This is a genomic window from Phyllobacterium sp. (genome assembly GCF_037994405.1).
Classification (GTDB): Bacteria; Pseudomonadota; Alphaproteobacteria; order Rhizobiales; family Rhizobiaceae; genus Phyllobacterium.
The window spans coordinates 1-17,358 of sequence record NZ_JBBNAN010000422.1 but is presented as its reverse complement, the minus strand read 5'-3'; the positions used below and the strand labels follow the sequence as shown (position 1 = coordinate 17,358).

Genomic DNA, 17,358 nt, shown 5'->3' with positions numbered 1-17,358 from the left:
ATCCTCGATGAGACCTATCGCGATTTTCTGCCGGAGAATTTTGGTGCGCCACATGGTCTCTTGGGCGAGGAGGGCTGGCAGGACAATTTGATCCAGCTCTACAGTTTCTCCAAATCTTTCTGCATTCCAGGGCACCGCCTCGGTGCCCTGACCGCAGGTGAAAACGTCGTCGAAGAAATCGCCAAGATCATGGACAATCTGCAGATCTGCGCGCCGCGTGCTGCACAAAGTGCCGTAGCGCGGGCTCTGCCGGCACTGGCTGAATGGCGGGCTGGCAACCGGCACGAAATCGAGGCGCGTGCCGACGCATTGCGCGAAGTGATGACGGATCTTGGGGGCTGGAAGCTTGAGGCGATCGGCGCTTATTTCGCCTTTGTCCGCCATCCATTTGAGGGTCGCTCGTCGACGGAAGTGGCCGAATATCTGGCCAAGCGCGCAGGGATTCTGGCTATCCCTGGCGAGTATTTCGGCGCCCGCCATACCCGGTTCCTGCGCTTTGCCTTTGCCAACGCGGATGCAGTAACGATCCGGCAATTACGTGCCCGGATGATGGATTTCAGGCTGTGAGGGAGTGCTGGCGATCAAGACCGCCAGCGTCCACTTATGATCAATACCCCAGCGCCTCGCCCGATCCGGATCGGCTGTCGATAGCGCCGTTGTAGCGTGCACCGCCGCCCTTCTCGATTTCGGCAAGACTCTTGCCGCCAACCAGGATGCCCGCTGCCTGACCCCAGATCGTCCAGTTCTTGTCGATCTCGACGTCGTGCCCCATTTCGGTAAGGATTTTGCGCGTGTCGGAGGACAGGGCATAGGGCTCCATGTAGACCCTATCGGGCAGCCACTGATGGTGAATACGCGGAGCGTCGATAGCCTCCTGGATGTTCATGCCGTGATCGATGACATTGATGATTGCTTCAAGAGTAATCGTGATGATGCGCGCTCCGCCCGGGCTGCCAATGACCATGAACGGCTTGCCATCCTTGGAGATGATGGTCGGACTCATTGAGGAAAGTGGTGTCTTTTTCGGCTGAATGGCATTGGCCTCACCCTGAATCAGCCCGTAGAGATTGGGAACGCCGGGCTTGGCGGTGAAATCGTCCATCTCGTTGTTGAGCAGGATACCGGTTCCCGGTGCAACGACACCGGCACCGAATGAACCGTTGAGCGTGTAGGTGACGGCGACAGCGTTACCCTCGTCATCTATGATGGAATAGTGGGTGGTTTCCTTGCTCTCACCAAAACCCTTCGGCATCAATTCCTGCGACACACCCGCCTTGAATGGGCTGATCTTCTCACGGATTTCCTTGGCATATTGCTTGTCGAGCAATTTCTGGACCGGGTTCTCCACGAAGTCCGGATCGCCGAGCGATGCATTTCGGTCGACGTAAGCGTAGCGCATGGCTTCGACCATGGCGTGGACGGTCTCGGCGGAACCATAGCCGAGATAGCCGAGCGGGTAACCTTCGAGAATGTTCAGGATCTCGCAGATGATCACGCCACCCGAGCTCGGCGGCGGCGAGGAGACGATGTCATAGCCGCGATAATTGCATTTGACCGGGTCGAGTTCGCGGACGGAATATTGTTCGAAATCGCCCTTGGCGAGGATACCGCCTCCTGACTGGCTGGCCTTGACGATAGCCTCGGCTGTTGCGCCCTTGTAGAACGAATCCGGTCCATTTTCCGAAATGCTCGACAACGTCGCCGCCAGATCGGATTGGACCAGGGTCTCGCCAATGGCATAGGTCTTGCCATCCGGCTTCAGGAAGATTTCGGCGGCGGCTCTGTCCTTCGCAAGCTTCTTGGCGCCGCCCTGCAGCGAGGTGACATCCCCTTGGTTAAGCACGAAGCCATCCCGGGCAAAGCGGATTGCCGGCCCCATCAGTTCTTCGCGCGGCTTGGTACCATATTTGGTTCTTGCTGTTTCAAAGCCAAGCACGGAGCCAGGCACGCCGACCGCAAGAAAGCCATCCGTACTCAGACCTTTGACCATATTGCCCTTGTCGTCGAGATACATGGTCTTGGTCGCGCCGAGTGGGGCGCGTTCACGGAAATCGAGGAACGTTGTCTTGCCGTCCTTCAGGCGAATGGTCATGAAGCCGCCCCCGCCAATGTTGCCGGCCGTGGGATAGACAACAGCCAGCGCGTAGCCGACGGCAACGGCCGCATCGACCGCATTGCCGCCGTTCTTTAGAACGTCGACACCAACTTCCGACGCAAGATGCTGTGCGGTGACGACCATACCGTGGTCTGCCTCGACCGGTTCCGGCGACGCTGCAAACACAGCGGCAGCCTGTGCAAGGCCAACACTCAACGCTACGGCGAAGACGCCAGCTTTCATAGAGCGATAGTCCATGGTCGTTCCTCCGGATAATGACAGGTTGGTATAATGGAACCAATCCGGCACGGCATGTCCAGCAAAAGTGACATCACCGTGCAGAAGGGGTGATGTTCGGCTTTAGCCAGCGTCCTGATCAAGCTCGGGATAGTGGCGGAAGATGCCGGACTCATTGAAATCAAGCCGGCGTTCGGAGGCGAGGTATTTCTCTATGTTAGGGCGCTTCTCAATTGCATCATGCAAGGCAGTCAGCGCTGGATAATGTTTGCCGAAATCTTTGGTGGCGCGCGGAAAGGCGTAGTGGAGCCCTTCGATTATCTGGAACAGGGACAAGTCCACATAGCTTAGCTCACTTCCGACGGCATGTTTGTTGCCTTCCGGATTTTGTTCCAGCACGCGCTCGAAATAGCCCATAAATTTTGGAATCCGATGTGTGATGAAATCTGCCGAGCGTTGTTTCGCTGCCTCCTTCTGACCCTCATAGTAGAGGTTTGTCGAGAGCGGGTGATGTGTGTCGTGCACCTCGGCAACAAAGTCGGTGATTGTCAATTGCAGGCCATTGGCGATGAAACGCAGCGGTTCTTCCTCCGGCGACAGGCCAAGTTTTGGTCCCAGATAGAAAAGGATATTGGCCACATGCGAGACGATGAGATCGCCATCCTTCAAAAACGGCGGCGCAAAAGGAATGTGCGGTTCGGTTCTGCTCTTGAGCAGCTTCATCATAGCCGCCATACCGTCCGGCCTGCGCGCAACATCGACATAATCCACACCAGCCTCTTCAAGTGCCAGCCGGACGAATTCGCCGCGGCCCTGAAGTCCATCCCAATAATAGAGTTCGAAGGACATGAAGATCTCCCTGTTTCGGTGTTGAGGCAGCCCGCAGCGAAGCACGGGAATGTGGCAGCAATTGCTTATGAAGGAGAAAGCCGTATGATTTCAAGCGCGGTTTGATAGATGCAAAATCAGGACTCGTAGCCGGCTTATTGAGCGGTGTTACGCAGCTGTGCATTGTCATAATACTTTCGTATCAAATCGATCAAACTTTCACATTGCAACCCTAGACATAGTCCCGATCGAGGCGTTCTGGGCTCCCCTGGAACTGCCCGAAAAACCATTGCCACTCATTGGAACGGGGACTTCAGATGAAAACACTTGGTGTCAAATTCAGTTTGGCTGCAGCTGCCTTGGCCATTGGCCTCGCTGCCACGCCTGCGCTTGCAGAAAAAACTAAGTTCGAATTCTGGTATGGGCTGAGCGGTGATCTCGGTGAACGTGTTCAAGACGCATGCAAGAAATTCAACGACTCACAGGCGGACTACGAAATCGTTTGCACCAGTCAGAATGGCTATCCCGAGACGGTCCAGAACGCGATCGCTGCATACCGTGCCAAGAAGCACCCGGCTATCGTGCAGGTGTTCGATGGCGGTACACTCGACCTGATGCTTTCGGGTGCTTTCGTCCCGGCCAAGAAGCTGATGGAAGACAATGGCTACAAGATCGATTGGGCCAACTATTTCGGCGGTATCGCCAACTATTACGCGAATTCGAAGGGTGAGCTCTATTCGTTCCCGTTCAACTCGTCGACCGCCATGTTCTATTACAATGTCGATGCATTCACCAAGGCCGGCATCGAAGGCGCCCCGCAGACTTGGGAAGATGTAGAAGCGGCTGCACGCAAGTTGAAAGCCGCCGGCTATTCCTGTCCGCTCGGGTTCAGCTTCGATACCTGGGCAACAGTCGAGCAGTTCTCCGCTATCCATAACCAACCCATCGCGACCAAGAACAACGGCTATGACGGGCTCGACACAGAACTCGTGATCAACAAGACGAAACTCGTCGATCATCTGACGTTCTTCAAGAAGATGACCGATGAAGGTCTGTTCATTGTCAAGACCAAACAGCTTGGCATGGACGTAGTCCCGGCATTCACATCCGAGACATGCCAGATGATTCAGTCATCAATCGCCGATCACGGCACGATCGGCAAGACCATCAAGCCGGGCACCAAGTGGGATGTGACCATGCTCCCCGTCTGGAAAGGTACGGAGCGCCAGAATTCACTGGTCGGAGGTGCGTCGCTCTGGGTTCTGAACAATCGTCCGGAAGCCGAATACAAGGGCGCAGCAGCCTTCCTCAACTTCATTGCGCAGCCAGACATGGTTGAGTGGTGGTCGACGGTCACCGGCTACATTCCTGTTACCAAGACAGGCTTTGAAGCCATGAAGAGTAATGGCTTCTACGATAAGCCAGCCTATAAGGGCCGTGACAGGGCCATTGCCAGCCTGACATTCACTCCGACATCGGCCAATACGCGCGGTATTCGACTTGGTGGTTTCCCGCAAATCCGCAAGGAAATCTCCGATGCTATGGAAGGTATCTTCTTCGCCAAGATGACTGTGCAGGCCGGTCTCGACCAGGCTGTCGAACGCGGCAACGCCATTCTGCGCCGCTTTGAAAAGACCTACGCGGGTCGCACATTGGATTGAGGATAACCTGGCAATGGCCCGGAGCGCAGGCGCGAACGGGCCACTGCTTTTGTTGCATTCGATTAAAGACAGGTCCGGCTGATCCCATGAACAAGCGCGCTGTTTTCAAAAGCTGGTGGTTGCCAATCCTGTTCGGGTTGCCGCAACTCCTGCTGATTTTCTTTTTCTTCTATTGGCCGGCAATGTCAGTTCTCACCTGGGCCTTTTCGCTTGAACCGGCATTCGGCGGGGCAGGCGAGCGGCTGTTCGTCGGCTGGGATAATTTTCGGGACGTCTTTGCCGACAGCGAGTACTGGCAGTCTATCTCACTCAGCCTCTTTTTCGCCTTCAGCGCGACGGCGCTTTCGATGTTCATCGCCTTTGTGCTTGCCATTTGCGTTGACCGCCAGCTGAGGGGGTCAGGACTGTTCCGGTTCTTCTATATCTGGCCCTATGCCATTGCCGCACCAGCGGTCGGCCTCGCTTTCCGTTTCATCTTCGCTCCCGAGAGCGGTCTGATCGCGGTGGTCAACACCTGGTCACCCGATTTGTGGAACCCGGCGAAATTCGGCAGTCACGCAATGATCCTGGTGATCATCTGCTTTGCCTGGAAGTGGATTGGCTACAATTTCATCTTCATGACGGCCGGGCTCCAGTCGATCCCGCGTAGTCTGATCGAAGCATCGTCGATGGATGGCTCAGGTCCGGTCCGCCGGGCATTCGACCTTCAGATCCCGCTGCTTGCCCCGACCCTGTTCTTCCTGTTGGTTCTCAATCTCACCGAGAGTTTTGTCGGTCCGGATACCTACGGCATTGTCGACCTGACGACCGAAGGCGGGCCGAACAAGGCAACCAATGTCATGGTCTATCGCATAGTCAGCGAGGCGTTTCGCGGCTTGAACTATTCGGGCGCGGCGGCACAGAGCCTCGTTCTCATCGCCCTCATCATGCTCTTCACCTTCATCCAGTTCCGCTATGTCGAGCGGCGCGTGCACTACAAATAGGATCCGGTGATGATTGAACGCACTCCAATTCTCAATGCCATCACCTATTTCATCATGTTTCTGGGCCTGCTTCTCATTCTCGGGCCGTTCTGGATGATCTTTGCGGCATCGACTCAGTCACTGGCACAGGTCAATACAGTGCCCTTCAACTTTATGCCGGGCGCGGATTTCCTGCCCAATCTGCAGGCTGCCTGGCAGAGAGCCAATCTCGGACCGGCGCTGTTCAACAGCTTGATCACGTCGGTTCTGGTCATGACTGGCAAGATCATGGTTGCAGCGTTGAGCGCCTTTGCCATTGTCTATTTCCGCAGCCCGCTGCGTCACGTCTTCTTCTGGATGGTGTTTCTCACCTTGATGCTGCCGCTCGAAGTGCGCGTGATCCCGACTTACAATATTGCGGCCGATGTTTTCAACCCGGTGCGCTGGCTCATCCAGACACTGACCGGCATTGAATTGTCACTGCAGTGGAACTTGCTGAACTCTTATTCAGGCCTCGTTCTGCCGCTCATCGCGACAGCGACAGGCACATTCCTCTACCGGCAGTTCTACATGACCCTGCCGGATGAACTGGCTGAGGCGGCCAAAATGGATGGAGCGCGGCCATTGCGTTTCTTCATCGATATCCTCCTGCCGCTGTCGCGCACCAATATGCTGGCACTGGCAACCATCATGTTTGTCTATGCGTGGAACCAGTATCTCTGGCCAAAGCTGATGACCACGGAGGCAAATTACCAGACTGCAATGGTGGCGATGCGCACGCTCGTGCCATCGGTTAACAGCCTGCCGGAGTGGAATATCTCCATGGCCGGTGCCCTCATCATCATGTCGCCGCCGCTGATTGTCGTCGCTGTCCTGCAGCGCTGGTTTGTACGCGGCCTCGTCTCGACCGAGAAATAAAGGAAAAACCATGGCCGAAATCAACATCAAGGACGTTCGCAAGTCGTACGGCCGAACGCAAATCCTGCATGGTGTCGACCTCAATTTCAAATCGGGCGAGTTCGTCGTGATCCTTGGGCCGTCGGGTTGCGGCAAGTCGACCTTGTTGCGCATGATCGCCGGGCTTGAGGAAATCTCTGCAGGGGAAATCTCAATCGATGGCATCGTCGTCAACGACCTTGAGCCGCGCGACCGCGGCTGCTCGATGGTCTTCCAGAATTACGCGCTCTATCCGCATATGAATGTGGCTGCCAATATTGGTTATGCGTTGAAGGTTGCCGGTGTCCCGCGCGCCGAGCGTACGCATCGCATCGTCGAAACTGCACGTATCGTAGGACTTGAGGAACTCCTGGACCGCAAACCGGCACAGCTTTCTGGTGGCCAGCGCCAGCGCGTCGCCATGGGTCGCGCCATCATTCGCGAGCCCAAAGTCTTTTTGTTCGACGAACCGCTCTCGAATCTGGATGCCAAGCTGCGCGTGCAGATGCGCGTTGAAATCCGCCGCCTGCATAAACGGCTGTCCGCCACTTCGGTCTTCGTGACTCACGATCAGGTAGAGGCGATGACACTCGCCGACAAGCTAATCGTCATGAACAAGGGCCATGTCGAACAGGTCGGTACGCCGCTGGAGATCTATCACCGGCCCCGCACCCGATTTGTCGGCTCGTTCATCGGCTCCCCGGCCGTGAACTTCTTTGACAGCACGATAGCGTCGACCGGAGATTTCGTGCTGCTCGACGGCATACAGGTGGCGATTGATCCGGCGTTAGGCCGCGACAACGCCGGCGGCACTGTATCCGTTGGTATCCGGCCCGAACATTGCCGCCTTGTTGCTGCTGGAACCGCAAGCAGCGTTCCGGCGACTGTCGATTTTGTCGAAGAACTGGGTTCTGGCCGCATCGTTCATGTCGAGATCGATGGACAGAATTTTGCTGTTGCCATGGACGAAGGGCAATTCTTCGAAGCGGGTGCAACCGTTGGCCTGCAATTGCCTGCCGAACATATTCACCTGTTCTCGCTGGAAACCGGCTTGCGCCTTGATGACGTGCTCGCAGTAAAGCGTACAATCAAAACCACCGTGGCGGCTTAACCCGCTTGAAAGGACCGATCATGAGCTCAGCCCCTACAATTTCTTCCGTTGGCTTTTGTACCTATACGGGCAATGGCAATTTCAGCACGCTTGAAGATTCGCTGCGCACGATCAGCGATCTCGGCGCTACTGCTGCTGAACTGTCGCTTTATGGCGAAGAGCTGATTTCCGGCGGACGCATCATTCCGGGTCGCGCGGAACGCCTGTTTGAAATCACCCGCCAATTCAATCTGCGCTACAGCGTGCACGGGCAGATCGTCTCCAATTTCATGGATCGCGACCATCTCGACCTGCAGAAGGCCGTGGTCCGCGCCATGCTTGAACTGTGCAATCGCATTGAAGCTGGCATTCTCGTCCATCATTGCGGCCAGACAAAAATGCCGGCACTGACGCGCATTAGCGATCTTGACCAAATGGAACGGGATGCGCTGGCCGAAATGGCGGAAATTGCCAAGGGATATGGGGTCCGGATCGCACTCGAAAACATCTTTGCGCTAAGCGATAACGAATATCGTCAGACCCCGGAAAAGGTTGGTGAAACCGTCAAGGCGGTCAACAGTCCGAACGTCTGCGGCCTCATTGATTTCAGTCACGCCTATATCGAATGCACGCGCCTTGGCCTCAACTGGCGTGAGCAGATCCGGGCGATGGCTCCGGTTACCGGCCACCTGCATGTCCATGACAGCTTCGGCCGCCCTTACAGCATGACGAAGTTCTATCACCCGGCGGAAGCAACAGCGCTCGGTATTGGGGACCTGCATCTGCCGATCGGCTGGGGCGACATTCCGTGGGAAGAAATCTTCTCCGAACTCACATTCCTGCCGGATACGATGCTGATCATGGAAATCACCGGCGAGCGTTTTGCCAACGAACAGGCCGATAGCCTTGCCCATGCGATGAAGCTTGTGGAACTGGTCAATAGCCGCCGTCTGGCAGCGTAATTTTGTCAGGCGTGGCCGCTTGAACGGCCACGCCTGACTCTTCATCGAATGGTGAATGGTTCAAATGCTGCATAAGCCGCATCGGGCACGTTCACCTTCATCAATTCCATGTTGCGGGTCAGGCTTGACGGCTTGGCCGTGCCGATAAGCACATTGGCGACCGCCGGTTCACGCAACGGAAACTGCATGGCCGCAGCGGCCAGCGGAATGGAATTGGCTTCAGCGATCTCCTGCATGGCGCGAACCCGGCCAAGAATATCGTCCGAGGCTGGACCGTAATCGAAATTCGCACCGGGAACCGGTCCGGTTGCCAGGATCCCGGAATTGAACACACCGCCGATCACCAGTGAAATCTGTTGCTCGCGGCATAATTCAAGCAAGCCCCGCTCAGCCGAGCGGTCCAGCAGCGAATAGCGCCCGGCGAGCAGGATGCAGTCGATCGGATGCCTTGCGATCACGTCGAGGCAGACCTCAACCTCATTGACACCAAGGCCGTAGGCAGAGATCGCGCTGGAAGACTTTAGTTCGTCCAGGGCCTTCATGCCGCTGTCGAGCAACTGGCGCTGATAAACCGCATTCTTCTCAGTGCCATGCGTGTAGGCGCCAATGTCGTGGACATAGAGAATGTCGATCTGGTTCAAACCGAGCCGGGCATAACTGAATTCGAACGACCGCATGATACCGTCGTAAGTATAGTCATAGTCGACAGTGAACGGCAGCGGATTGACATAGGAATGATCCGGAACCTGGTCTTCCGGAACAGGCCGCAACAGGCGGCCAACCTTGGTCGAGAGCACGTAGGTCTCACGCGGTTTGCTGCGCAGAAAGTCGCCCATCCGCCGTTCTGAGAGGCCAAAGCCGTAAAAGGGCGCGGTGTCGAAATAGCGCAATCCGGCATCCCAGGTTGTCTGCAGCGTTTCCATTGCTGCTTCACGCGTGCACTCCCGGTAGAGCCCGCCGATGGCGGCGCCGCCAAAGCCGAGTTGCGTGACAGCAAGGGGCGTTTTGCCTATTTTGCGGATATCCAAAATCGTCCTCCTAAATGTCTCTATCTGCAGCAAACTCTCGAAGCTTGCCGGAAATCTCATTTCTTTCGAAGCGCATCCGCAAGAGCTGCCCCGAATGCGCCCTGCGCCGCCGGTTGCGGCTTGGGCGCTGGCGCCTGCGTCGTCCGGGGCCTATGATGGCTGTCGTCTGGACGCGGACCTCGTGGCGGTTGTGATCCACCGCCATCCTTGCGCATGGTCAGGCCAATGCGATTGCGTTTCACGTCGACATCGACGACCCGCACCTTCACCACATCGCCGGCCTTGACCACCTCATGCGCATCCTTGACGAAGCGATCCGCCAGCTGCGAAAGGTGCACGAGGCCGTCCTGATGCACGCCGATATCGACGAAGGCGCCGAAGGCGGCAACGTTCGTCACTGTCCCTTCCAGAAGCATTCCGGGCTTCAAATCCTTGATGTTGTCGATACCATCGGCAAAGGATGCTGTCCTGAATTCCGGGCGGGGATCGCGCCCGGGCTTTTCGAGTTCGGCAATAATATCGCGCACCGTCGGCAATCCGAAGCGCTCGTCGACGAAGACGCGCGGATCAAGCGCCTTTAAGGCACTGCTGTCATTCATCAACGAACGCACATCGCGACCGCAGGCGCTGACGATCTTCTTGGCAACGCCATAGGCTTCGGGGTGGACGGCTGAAGCATCCAGCGGCTCGGTGCCGTCCGGAATGCGCAGGAAGCCGGCGCATTGTTCAAAGGCGCGGGGTCCAAGCCGGGCGACCTTTAGCAGATCTCGCCGGGTCTTGAACGGGCCGACATCATCGCGATAGGCGATGATTGCTTCGGCGAGCGAGCTGCCCAGACCGGAAATGCGGGCGAGCAGCGAGGCCGATGCAGTGTTCAGATCGACGCCTACAGCGTTCACCGCATCCTCGACTACACCTTCCAGCGAGCGGGCAAGGCGGTACTGGTCGACATCATGCTGGTATTGACCGACGCCGATGGATTTTGGCTCGATCTTGACCAGCTCGGCCAGCGGATCCTGCAGACGGCGGGCAATCGAAACTGCTCCGCGCAGCGATACGTCGAGCCCGGGGAATTCCGCTGCTGCCGTGGCCGAGGCGGAGTAGACTGAAGCGCCAGCCTCGCTGACGATGACTTTAAGCGGTTTGGGCGAGGGCATGTCGGAAAGCATGTCCGCAACAAGACGTTCGGTCTCGCGACTGCCGGTGCCATTGCCGATCGCGATGAGTTCGACCTTGTACCTGATGATGAGCTTTGCCAGTTCGGCCTGCGTCCCGCGCACATCGTTGCGTGGCGGGAAAGGATAGACAGTCGCCGTATCAAGCAGCTTGCCGGTGCCATCAACGATGGCAACCTTGACGCCTGTGCGGATGCCTGGGTCAAGTCCCATGGTCGCGCGCGAACCTGCGGGTGCCGCCAGCAGCAGATCCTTAAGGTTGCGGGCAAAGACGTGGATCGCTTCCTCCTCGGCGCGTTCGCGCAACGTGGTCATGAGATCGATGGAGAGGTTGAGCGACAGGCGGATGCGCCAAGTCCAGCGCACGACCTCCAACAGCCAGCTATCAGCAGGACCGCCAGTCGGCGGGATCGCATAGGCGTCGGCGATCATTCGCTCGACCGGCTTGATCGCGCCTGTATCCTCGGCATCGACTTCGATTTCGAGCGACAACACTTCTTCATTGCGACCGCGCAGCATGGCAAGTGCCCGGTGGCTCGGCACGATTGCCCAACGTTCGAAATGATTGAAATAATCCGAGAATTTTGCGCCGGCTTCCTCTTTGCCTTCGACAACCTTGGCGCGAAGCACCGCGCGATCCTGCATGTAGTTGCGCAAGCGGCCGACGAGATCAGCGTTTTCCGAGAAGGTTTCGACGAGAATATCGCGAGCGCCGTCGAGCGCGGCTTTCACATCAGGGACATCATCAGAGAGAAAGTTCTTCGCCAGTTCGGCCGGAACAGCGCGCCGGTCGGCCAGGATTGTTTCCGCCAGCGGGCCGAGCCCGCGCTCGCGCGCAATTTCGGCCTTGGTCCGCCGCTTGGGCTTGTAGGGAAGGTAAATGTCCTCGAGCTCGGCCTTGGTGACTGCGCCAGCAATCTTGCCTTCCAGCTCATCGGTCAGTTTGCCCTGGCTGCGGATCGACTCAATGATGGTGTCGCGGCGCGCATCGAGCTCGCGCAAGTAGATGAGACGTTCATCGAGCGTGCGAAGCTGCGTATCATCCAGTCCGCCAGTGACTTCCTTGCGGTAGCGCGCAACGAAGGGCACGGTTGCACCGCCATCGAGGAGTTCGATCGCGGCATTGGCCTGCTCTGGCCTGGCGTTGATCTCGGCTGCGATGAGGCGAGCGATGCGGGCAGTATTGGCGATGTTTGCAGTCACAGGGCATTCTCTTAAAAATGATCGGGCGGCGACCATAGGACCGCCCGAGCATGACCGCAATCGTTTGGAGGTTTCGACCTATGTCTTTTTCAACAGCGATTTGGCTTCTTTGATGCCGAGAGCCTCGGGTCGCGAACAACGGGTCTTGATGTCAATGAACTTTTTTTCCTCGCCAGAGCGGAGAATTGAAACCATCACATCGACGCCATGCAAAGCGCGCTCGAGCGAACAGCGTATGTCGCGTCCCTGCAAAATGGCGACTGCCATATCGGCAAGGCCAGCCGTGCGGTAATTGGCCATCATGCCGGCCGAGTGTTTCTGGTTCGGCGTGCCGAAAGGATGTGCCCAGGCCTTCACCGGTTTGGCTTTCTTGCCCGGCTTCGCCAGTTTGACCTCGCCGCCGAAGAAATTTGGGTCCGGAAGGAAAAGCGAACCGTCGGTACCGTAGAGTTCCATATTGGGATGGTGATGGGCCCAGACGTCCCAGCTCGCCGACAGGGTGACCGAAGCGCCGCTTTCGAATTCAAGCAGTGCCTGAATTGTCGTCGGCGTGGTGACCTTGATGGTTTCGCCCTTGCGCGGTTCGCTAGAGATGGTGCGGGTTGGCGTGGCCATCGATGTCAGCGCAGCGACACGCCTGATCGGACCAATGAGGTTGATCAGATTGGCGATGTAGTAGGGTCCAAGATCAAGGATAGGGCCGCCGCCCGGCCGGAAGAAGAAACCCGGGTCGGGATGCCAATGCTCCATGCCGTGGCTCATTACATGCGCCGTGCCGGAGGTAATCGTGCCGACCTGACCGTCATCGACCAGTTTGCGTGCCAGCTGGTGAGCACCGCCAAGATAAGTGTCGGGTGCACAGCCTGCTTTCAAGCGTTTCTTCTCGGCAAGTTTCTGCAGGTCTAGTCCGTCCTTCAGCGAAAGCGTCAACGGCTTTTCCGAATAAAGATGCTTGCCTGCGGAAAGGATTTGCTTCGAAACATCGAAATGAGCATCGGGGACTGTGAGGTTGACGACGAGATCGATGTCATCGCTGGCCAGGAGGCTATCGATGCTGCGCGCCTCGATGCCATATTCCGATGCACGTCCAGTCGCCGCTTTCTTGTTGATGTCGGCGATGGCGCGGATTTCAATCCCTTTGAAGAGCGGGGCAAGTCTTAGATAAGTCGTGGAGATATTGCCGGCACCTATAATGCCGATCCCAAGTGTTTTAGCCATGTCTGTGTCTTTCTTCAAAATGCCTTGACAGTCGCGATGGAGCGGCGAGCGAACCGCTCATCGTCCGATGGATTGTCGTGTTCCATGATGAAAAAGTGGACGGGTGTGCCCCTCAGGACCGTCATCAGGGATTTCCAGTCCACGGTTCCATAACCGACATCGGCCCAACCATCCTCATTGGCGTTTTGACCGGCGGCAGCAATGTCCTTGACGTGCACTGCGCTGATGCGCGAGCCGTACTTCTCGATCCATTGGAATGGATCGGCGCCGCCGCGGATGATCCAGGCGATGTCCGCTTCCCAAGATATGCTCGGGGCTGCATCGAAGATCAGTTTTTGCGGTATCGAGCCATCAGCAAGTGCTTTGAACTCGAAATCATGATTGTGCCAGCCGAAAATATATCCAGCCTTGCTATAAGTGGCGTGCGCCGCTTCCAGCCGCTCGCCAAAAGCTGACCAGCCGGCGGCATCAGAAGGGCGCTGATCGACGGCGAGGTGCGGGCAATAAATGGCCTTCATGCCGAGCGTCCCAGCGATGTCGAGAACCTTCTGTTGCTCCTTTTCCAGAAAATCGATGCTGAAATGACCGGTAGGCATTGCCAGGCCATTGGCATCAAGCGCAGCTTTCGTTGCTTTCGGATCAGAATAGACCCCGCCATAGCCTTCAACCTGCGCATAGCCATTGCGCTTCAACATATCGAGTGTTTGATAAAGGGGTGGGAAATTGCGGGAACTGTAGAGCTGGTAGGAAAGGTCGGTCACTTGATTTCTCCGTGATACTTGGGAAGTTTAAAGACGGTTTTCGGTCTCGGCGTCGAAGAGCGAGGCCATGGCGGGATTGAAAGTCAGGAACACCTTTTCGCCGGGCTGGTAGCGCCTGCCTGAATCGACTCGTACCGAGATGGCTTTCCCCGCGACCTTGAGCCAGACAAGGCTATCTGCCCCCATCGGCTCATCGATATCGACGACGGCTTCGCAGGATCGGCCGGCGGGTCCGGATTGATCGCTGATGCTGATGTGTTCCGGACGGAAGCCGAGGACGACGGAATGACCTGGCGCCAAGGGCTTTTGCGCCGCATAAGCCGAGAGGGAAATATCCAGATCGCCGGTCCGAAAGACGGGTGAGCTGCTCGTTGCGGTAATCTCGCCTTTGAGGAAGTTCATGGCTGGCGAGCCGATAAAGCTTGCAACGAAGAGGTTGCGCGGCCTGTTGTAAATCGTCAGCGGATCATCGAGCTGCTGGATCAGGCCGCCCTTCATCACCGCGATACGGTCCGCCAGAGTCAGCGCCTCGATCTGGTCGTGGGTGACGTAGATCATCGTGTTGGCGAGCTTGTGATGCAGGCGCTTGATTTCGACACGCAACTCCGAGCGCAACTTGGCATCGAGATTGGACAGCGGCTCGTCGAACAGAAACACGTCGACATCACGCACCAGTGCCCGGCCTATGGCGACGCGCTGCCGCTGACCGCCCGATAATTCGGCAGGCTTGCGCTGCAGCAGCGGCCCGATCTGCAGGATTTCAGCAGCGTGAGCGATGCGCTTTTGGATTTCTGCAGCAGGCAGTCCGGCTACCCTGAGCCCAAAGGACAGGTTCTTCTCAACCGTCATTTGCGGATAGAGAGCATAGGACTGGAACACCATGCCGATGCCGCGATCCTTTGGCTCTTCCCAAGTGACATTCTTGCCCTTGATGAAAATCTGGCCATCGGAAATTTCCAGAAGACCTGCAATGCAATTGAGCAAGGTGGATTTGCCGCAGCCGGATGGGCCGAGAAGCACGAGGAACTCACCATCCGTGACCTCAATATTGAGGTTTTTCAAGACGTTGATGGAGCCGAAATTGAGGGAAAGATCCCTGATCGAAACGCTGTGCAAAATGGTCATCCTTTTACGGCACCAGCGGCAATGCCCCTGACGAAATACTTGCCTGAAAAGAAATAAACGAGGAGCGGCACCGCGCCCGTGAGAATGGTCGCAGCCATGTTGACGTTGTATTCCTTCACGCCTTGAGTCGAATTGACGATGTTGTTGAGCTGAACCGTCATTGGAAAATTTTTCGTCCCGGCAAAGATCACGCCGAAGAGGAAGTCATTCCAGATGCCGGTCACCTGCAGGATCACCGCGACCACGAAAATCGGCAGGGACATCGGCAACATGATCTGCAGGAAGATGCGCCAGAAGCCGGCGCCATCGACGCGCGCCGCCTTGAACAGTTCCGGTGGCAGCGAGACAAAATAGTTGCGAAAGAGCAGGGTGAGGATGGGCATGCCGAAGATGGTGTGGATGACGATTACGCCAGTCAGTGTGCCGAAGATGCCGAGATTCCGCGTGATGATCACCAGCGGGTAGAGCATCACCTGATAGGGAATGAAGGCACCAAAAATAAGCGCGGTGAAGAACAACTCCGAACCCTTGAAGCGCCAGTTGGACAGGGCATAACCATTCACCGACGCAATGATGATCGAGAAGATCACGCTTGGGATCAGGATCTTGATCGAGTTGAAGAACCCGACCTTGATCCCCTCGCAATAAAGACCAGTGCACGCACTGTTCCAGGCGGTCGCCCATGGCTGGAACGTCACTTCAACCGGGGGGGAGAAGATATTGCCGAGGCGGATTTCAGGCATGCCCTTTAGGGATGTCATGACCATGACGTAGAGTGGGATCAGATAGTAGATCGCCGCAACCAGCAGCACCGAATAGATCATGATCGAGGTTGGAGACACGAGCCGTTTGGGACGGCGTCCACGCGGTTCAAAGCTTGGGAGACTTGAACTCATTTCGAGGCACCTCGACGGTTTTCCGGACGGAACTCCAGCAATGCCCAAGGCACGAGGATGATAAGAACGGTGGTGAGCATGATTGTCGAGGCAGCAAGGCCCTGAGCCAGATTTCCGCGCGAGAACATGAAGTCGTAGACATATTTGGCAGGTACTTCAGACGAGATGCCAGGACCCCCATTGGTAAGCGCAACGACGAGGTCATAAACCTTGACGATGGTTGCGCAGATGATGACGAGCGTTGTGATGAAGACCGGTCGCATCATTGGGATGACGATGAAGAGGTAGGTTCTCCACGCAGGAATTCCGTCAACACGTGCGGCCTTCCAGATCTCGTCATCGATGTTGCGCAGGCCCGCCAGCATCAAGGCCATGACCAGGCCGGTACCTTGCCAGAGGCCAGCGATGACGATGGCATAGATCGTATATCTGCCATCGGTCAGGACCGGGAAATTGAAGGTCTCAAAACCAAGATCGCGAACGACTTTCTGTACGCCATAGGTGGGAGTCAGTATCCACTGCCAGACCAGGCCGGTGACGATGAACGACAATGCATGCGGATAAAGGAATATGGTGCGGAACGTATTTTCGAAGCGGATCTTCTGATCCATGAGCGCGGCCAGGATAAAGCCCAGTACGAGTGAGAAGGTCAGCGATAAAATGCCGAAAATAGCCAGGTTCTTCAGGGAAACGGTCCAGCGCGAGGTACGGAAAAGTCGCACATACTGATCGACTCCGACGAAATCCAGCGTTGGCAGGGAGCGCGAGGACGTAAAGGAATAGACCACGGTCCACAGCGTGCAGCCGACAAAGACAACCAGCACGGTGACGATCATCGGCACCGCAGCAACTTTGGCGTTCAAATTGCGTAGGGGGGCAAATGGGCGTCGGCTCACGGACATCTCCAAACCTCTCGGCTCGTGCCGGCCCGAACGGACCGGCATATCTCATTGCGATAGGCTCAAGTGTTATTTGGCTTCGCTGATGATCTCGACGAAGCGCGCTTGGGCATCCTCGATCGTCATGTCCTTGTTGGCGAAGAATTCCGTGTTCAGATCCTCGAGCTGACCTTGAGCATCCGAGGAAAGCGCCTGCTCGATTGACGGCAAGACGTTGTTGCCGTCGGCGAGGATCTTGATGCCTTTCTGCATGCAGGCATTGGCCGCTTCCATGTCGATATC

At 56.7% G+C, this 17,358-nt stretch carries 15 protein-coding genes and 1 pseudogene; 6 read left to right on the top strand and 10 right to left on the bottom strand.

Annotation, left to right across the window (positions count from 1 at the left end; translation table 11 throughout):
* Nucleotides 1-567, top strand: a 567-nt coding sequence (locus tag AAAC48_RS23045) for an aminotransferase class I/II-fold pyridoxal phosphate-dependent enzyme (protein ID WP_340656426.1), incomplete at its 5' end; no start/stop codon positions are given.
* A 40-nt stretch (nt 568-607) separates the two neighbouring features.
* Here the strand turns inward: AAAC48_RS23045 and ggt are convergent.
* The gene (ggt, locus tag AAAC48_RS23040; protein ID WP_340656425.1) at nt 608-2,353 is read right to left on the bottom strand and encodes a gamma-glutamyltransferase; all 1,746 of its coding nucleotides are present in this window, start codon (nt 2,351-2,353) and stop codon (nt 608-610) included.
* A 102-nt stretch (nt 2,354-2,455) separates the two neighbouring features.
* Nucleotides 2,456-3,181 (bottom strand): glutathione S-transferase, encoded by a 726-nt coding sequence (locus tag AAAC48_RS23035; RefSeq protein WP_340656424.1) that lies wholly within the window; start codon nt 3,179-3,181, stop codon nt 2,456-2,458.
* Between the two features lie 296 nt (nt 3,182-3,477).
* Here AAAC48_RS23035 and AAAC48_RS23030 point away from each other — a divergent pair, with 296 nt between their 5' ends.
* From AAAC48_RS23030 to AAAC48_RS23010, 5 genes are all read left to right on the top strand, one after another.
* Complete coding sequence (locus AAAC48_RS23030; RefSeq protein WP_340656423.1) at nt 3,478-4,821, top strand: extracellular solute-binding protein; 1,344 nt, start codon at nt 3,478-3,480, stop codon at nt 4,819-4,821.
* An 86-nt stretch (nt 4,822-4,907) separates the two neighbouring features.
* On the top strand, nt 4,908-5,804 hold the full coding sequence (locus tag AAAC48_RS23025) for a sugar ABC transporter permease (protein WP_340656422.1): 897 nt from the start codon (nt 4,908-4,910) through the stop codon (nt 5,802-5,804).
* A 9-nt stretch (nt 5,805-5,813) separates the two neighbouring features.
* Nucleotides 5,814-6,701 carry an ABC transporter permease subunit gene (locus tag AAAC48_RS23020; RefSeq protein ID WP_340656421.1) on the top strand — a complete coding sequence of 296 codons (888 nt, stop codon included), beginning with the start codon at nt 5,814-5,816 and terminating at the stop codon, nt 6,699-6,701.
* Nucleotides 6,702-6,711: 10 nt separating this feature from the next.
* On the top strand, nt 6,712-7,830 hold the full coding sequence (gene ugpC / locus AAAC48_RS23015) for a sn-glycerol-3-phosphate ABC transporter ATP-binding protein UgpC (RefSeq protein ID WP_340656420.1): 1,119 nt from the start codon (nt 6,712-6,714) through the stop codon (nt 7,828-7,830).
* Nucleotides 7,831-7,850: 20 nt separating this feature from the next.
* On the top strand, nt 7,851-8,771 hold the full coding sequence (locus AAAC48_RS23010; protein ID WP_340656419.1) for a sugar phosphate isomerase/epimerase: 921 nt from the start codon (nt 7,851-7,853) through the stop codon (nt 8,769-8,771).
* Between the two features lie 41 nt (nt 8,772-8,812).
* Here AAAC48_RS23010 and AAAC48_RS23005 read toward each other — a convergent pair whose 3' ends face one another.
* The 8 genes and pseudogenes from AAAC48_RS23005 to AAAC48_RS22970 all read right to left on the bottom strand — a co-directional run.
* A complete protein-coding gene (locus AAAC48_RS23005) occupies nt 8,813-9,799 on the bottom strand; it encodes an aldo/keto reductase (protein ID WP_340656418.1) in 987 nt (328 codons plus the stop codon).
* Between the two features lie 56 nt (nt 9,800-9,855).
* Complete coding sequence (locus AAAC48_RS23000; protein ID WP_340656417.1) at nt 9,856-12,177, bottom strand: Tex family protein; 2,322 nt, start codon at nt 12,175-12,177, stop codon at nt 9,856-9,858.
* A 78-nt stretch (nt 12,178-12,255) separates the two neighbouring features.
* Nucleotides 12,256-13,395, bottom strand: a complete 1,140-nt coding sequence (locus tag AAAC48_RS22995) for a Gfo/Idh/MocA family oxidoreductase (RefSeq protein WP_340656416.1) — start codon at nt 13,393-13,395, stop codon at nt 12,256-12,258.
* A 14-nt stretch (nt 13,396-13,409) separates the two neighbouring features.
* On the bottom strand, nt 13,410-14,156 hold the full coding sequence (locus tag AAAC48_RS22990; RefSeq protein ID WP_340656415.1) for a sugar phosphate isomerase/epimerase: 747 nt from the start codon (nt 14,154-14,156) through the stop codon (nt 13,410-13,412).
* Nucleotides 14,157-14,183: 27 nt separating this feature from the next.
* A complete protein-coding gene (locus tag AAAC48_RS22985; protein ID WP_340656414.1) occupies nt 14,184-15,281 on the bottom strand; it encodes an ABC transporter ATP-binding protein in 1,098 nt (365 codons plus the stop codon).
* Nucleotides 15,278-16,177: a carbohydrate ABC transporter permease gene (locus AAAC48_RS22980; protein WP_340656413.1), complete on the bottom strand. Its 900-nt coding sequence runs from the start codon at nt 16,175-16,177 to the stop codon at nt 15,278-15,280. The genes AAAC48_RS22985 and AAAC48_RS22980 overlap by 4 nt, the downstream gene beginning before the upstream one ends.
* Nucleotides 16,174-17,013 carry a sugar ABC transporter permease gene (locus AAAC48_RS22975; protein WP_340656427.1) on the bottom strand — a complete coding sequence of 280 codons (840 nt, stop codon included), beginning with the start codon at nt 17,011-17,013 and terminating at the stop codon, nt 16,174-16,176. The genes AAAC48_RS22980 and AAAC48_RS22975 overlap by 4 nt, the downstream gene beginning before the upstream one ends.
* A 132-nt stretch (nt 17,014-17,145) precedes the next feature.
* Nucleotides 17,146-17,358, bottom strand: a pseudogene (locus AAAC48_RS22970) (carbohydrate ABC transporter substrate-binding protein); the annotation flags it as partial.

What these genes read in the sequence shown, in the direction of transcription:
- AAAC48_RS22975 (WP_340656427.1), bottom strand. Translation starts at nt 17,013, where the DNA reads ATGATCGTCACCGTGCTGGTTGTCTTTGTCGGCTGCACGCTGTGGACC.
- AAAC48_RS23020 (WP_340656421.1), top strand. Translation starts at nt 5,814, where the DNA reads ATGATTGAACGCACTCCAATTCTCAATGCCATCACCTATTTCATCATG.
- AAAC48_RS23025 (WP_340656422.1), top strand. Translation starts at nt 4,908, where the DNA reads ATGAACAAGCGCGCTGTTTTCAAAAGCTGGTGGTTGCCAATCCTGTTC.
- AAAC48_RS23030 (WP_340656423.1), top strand. Translation starts at nt 3,478, where the DNA reads ATGAAAACACTTGGTGTCAAATTCAGTTTGGCTGCAGCTGCCTTGGCC.
- AAAC48_RS22985 (WP_340656414.1), bottom strand. Translation starts at nt 15,281, where the DNA reads ATGACCATTTTGCACAGCGTTTCGATCAGGGATCTTTCCCTCAATTTC.
- ggt (WP_340656425.1), bottom strand. Translation starts at nt 2,353, where the DNA reads ATGGACTATCGCTCTATGAAAGCTGGCGTCTTCGCCGTAGCGTTGAGT.
- AAAC48_RS23010 (WP_340656419.1), top strand. Translation starts at nt 7,851, where the DNA reads ATGAGCTCAGCCCCTACAATTTCTTCCGTTGGCTTTTGTACCTATACG.
- AAAC48_RS22995 (WP_340656416.1), bottom strand. Translation starts at nt 13,395, where the DNA reads ATGGCTAAAACACTTGGGATCGGCATTATAGGTGCCGGCAATATCTCC.
- AAAC48_RS23035 (WP_340656424.1), bottom strand. Translation starts at nt 3,181, where the DNA reads ATGTCCTTCGAACTCTATTATTGGGATGGACTTCAGGGCCGCGGCGAA.
- AAAC48_RS22980 (WP_340656413.1), bottom strand. Translation starts at nt 16,177, where the DNA reads ATGAGTTCAAGTCTCCCAAGCTTTGAACCGCGTGGACGCCGTCCCAAA.
- ugpC (WP_340656420.1), top strand. Translation starts at nt 6,712, where the DNA reads ATGGCCGAAATCAACATCAAGGACGTTCGCAAGTCGTACGGCCGAACG.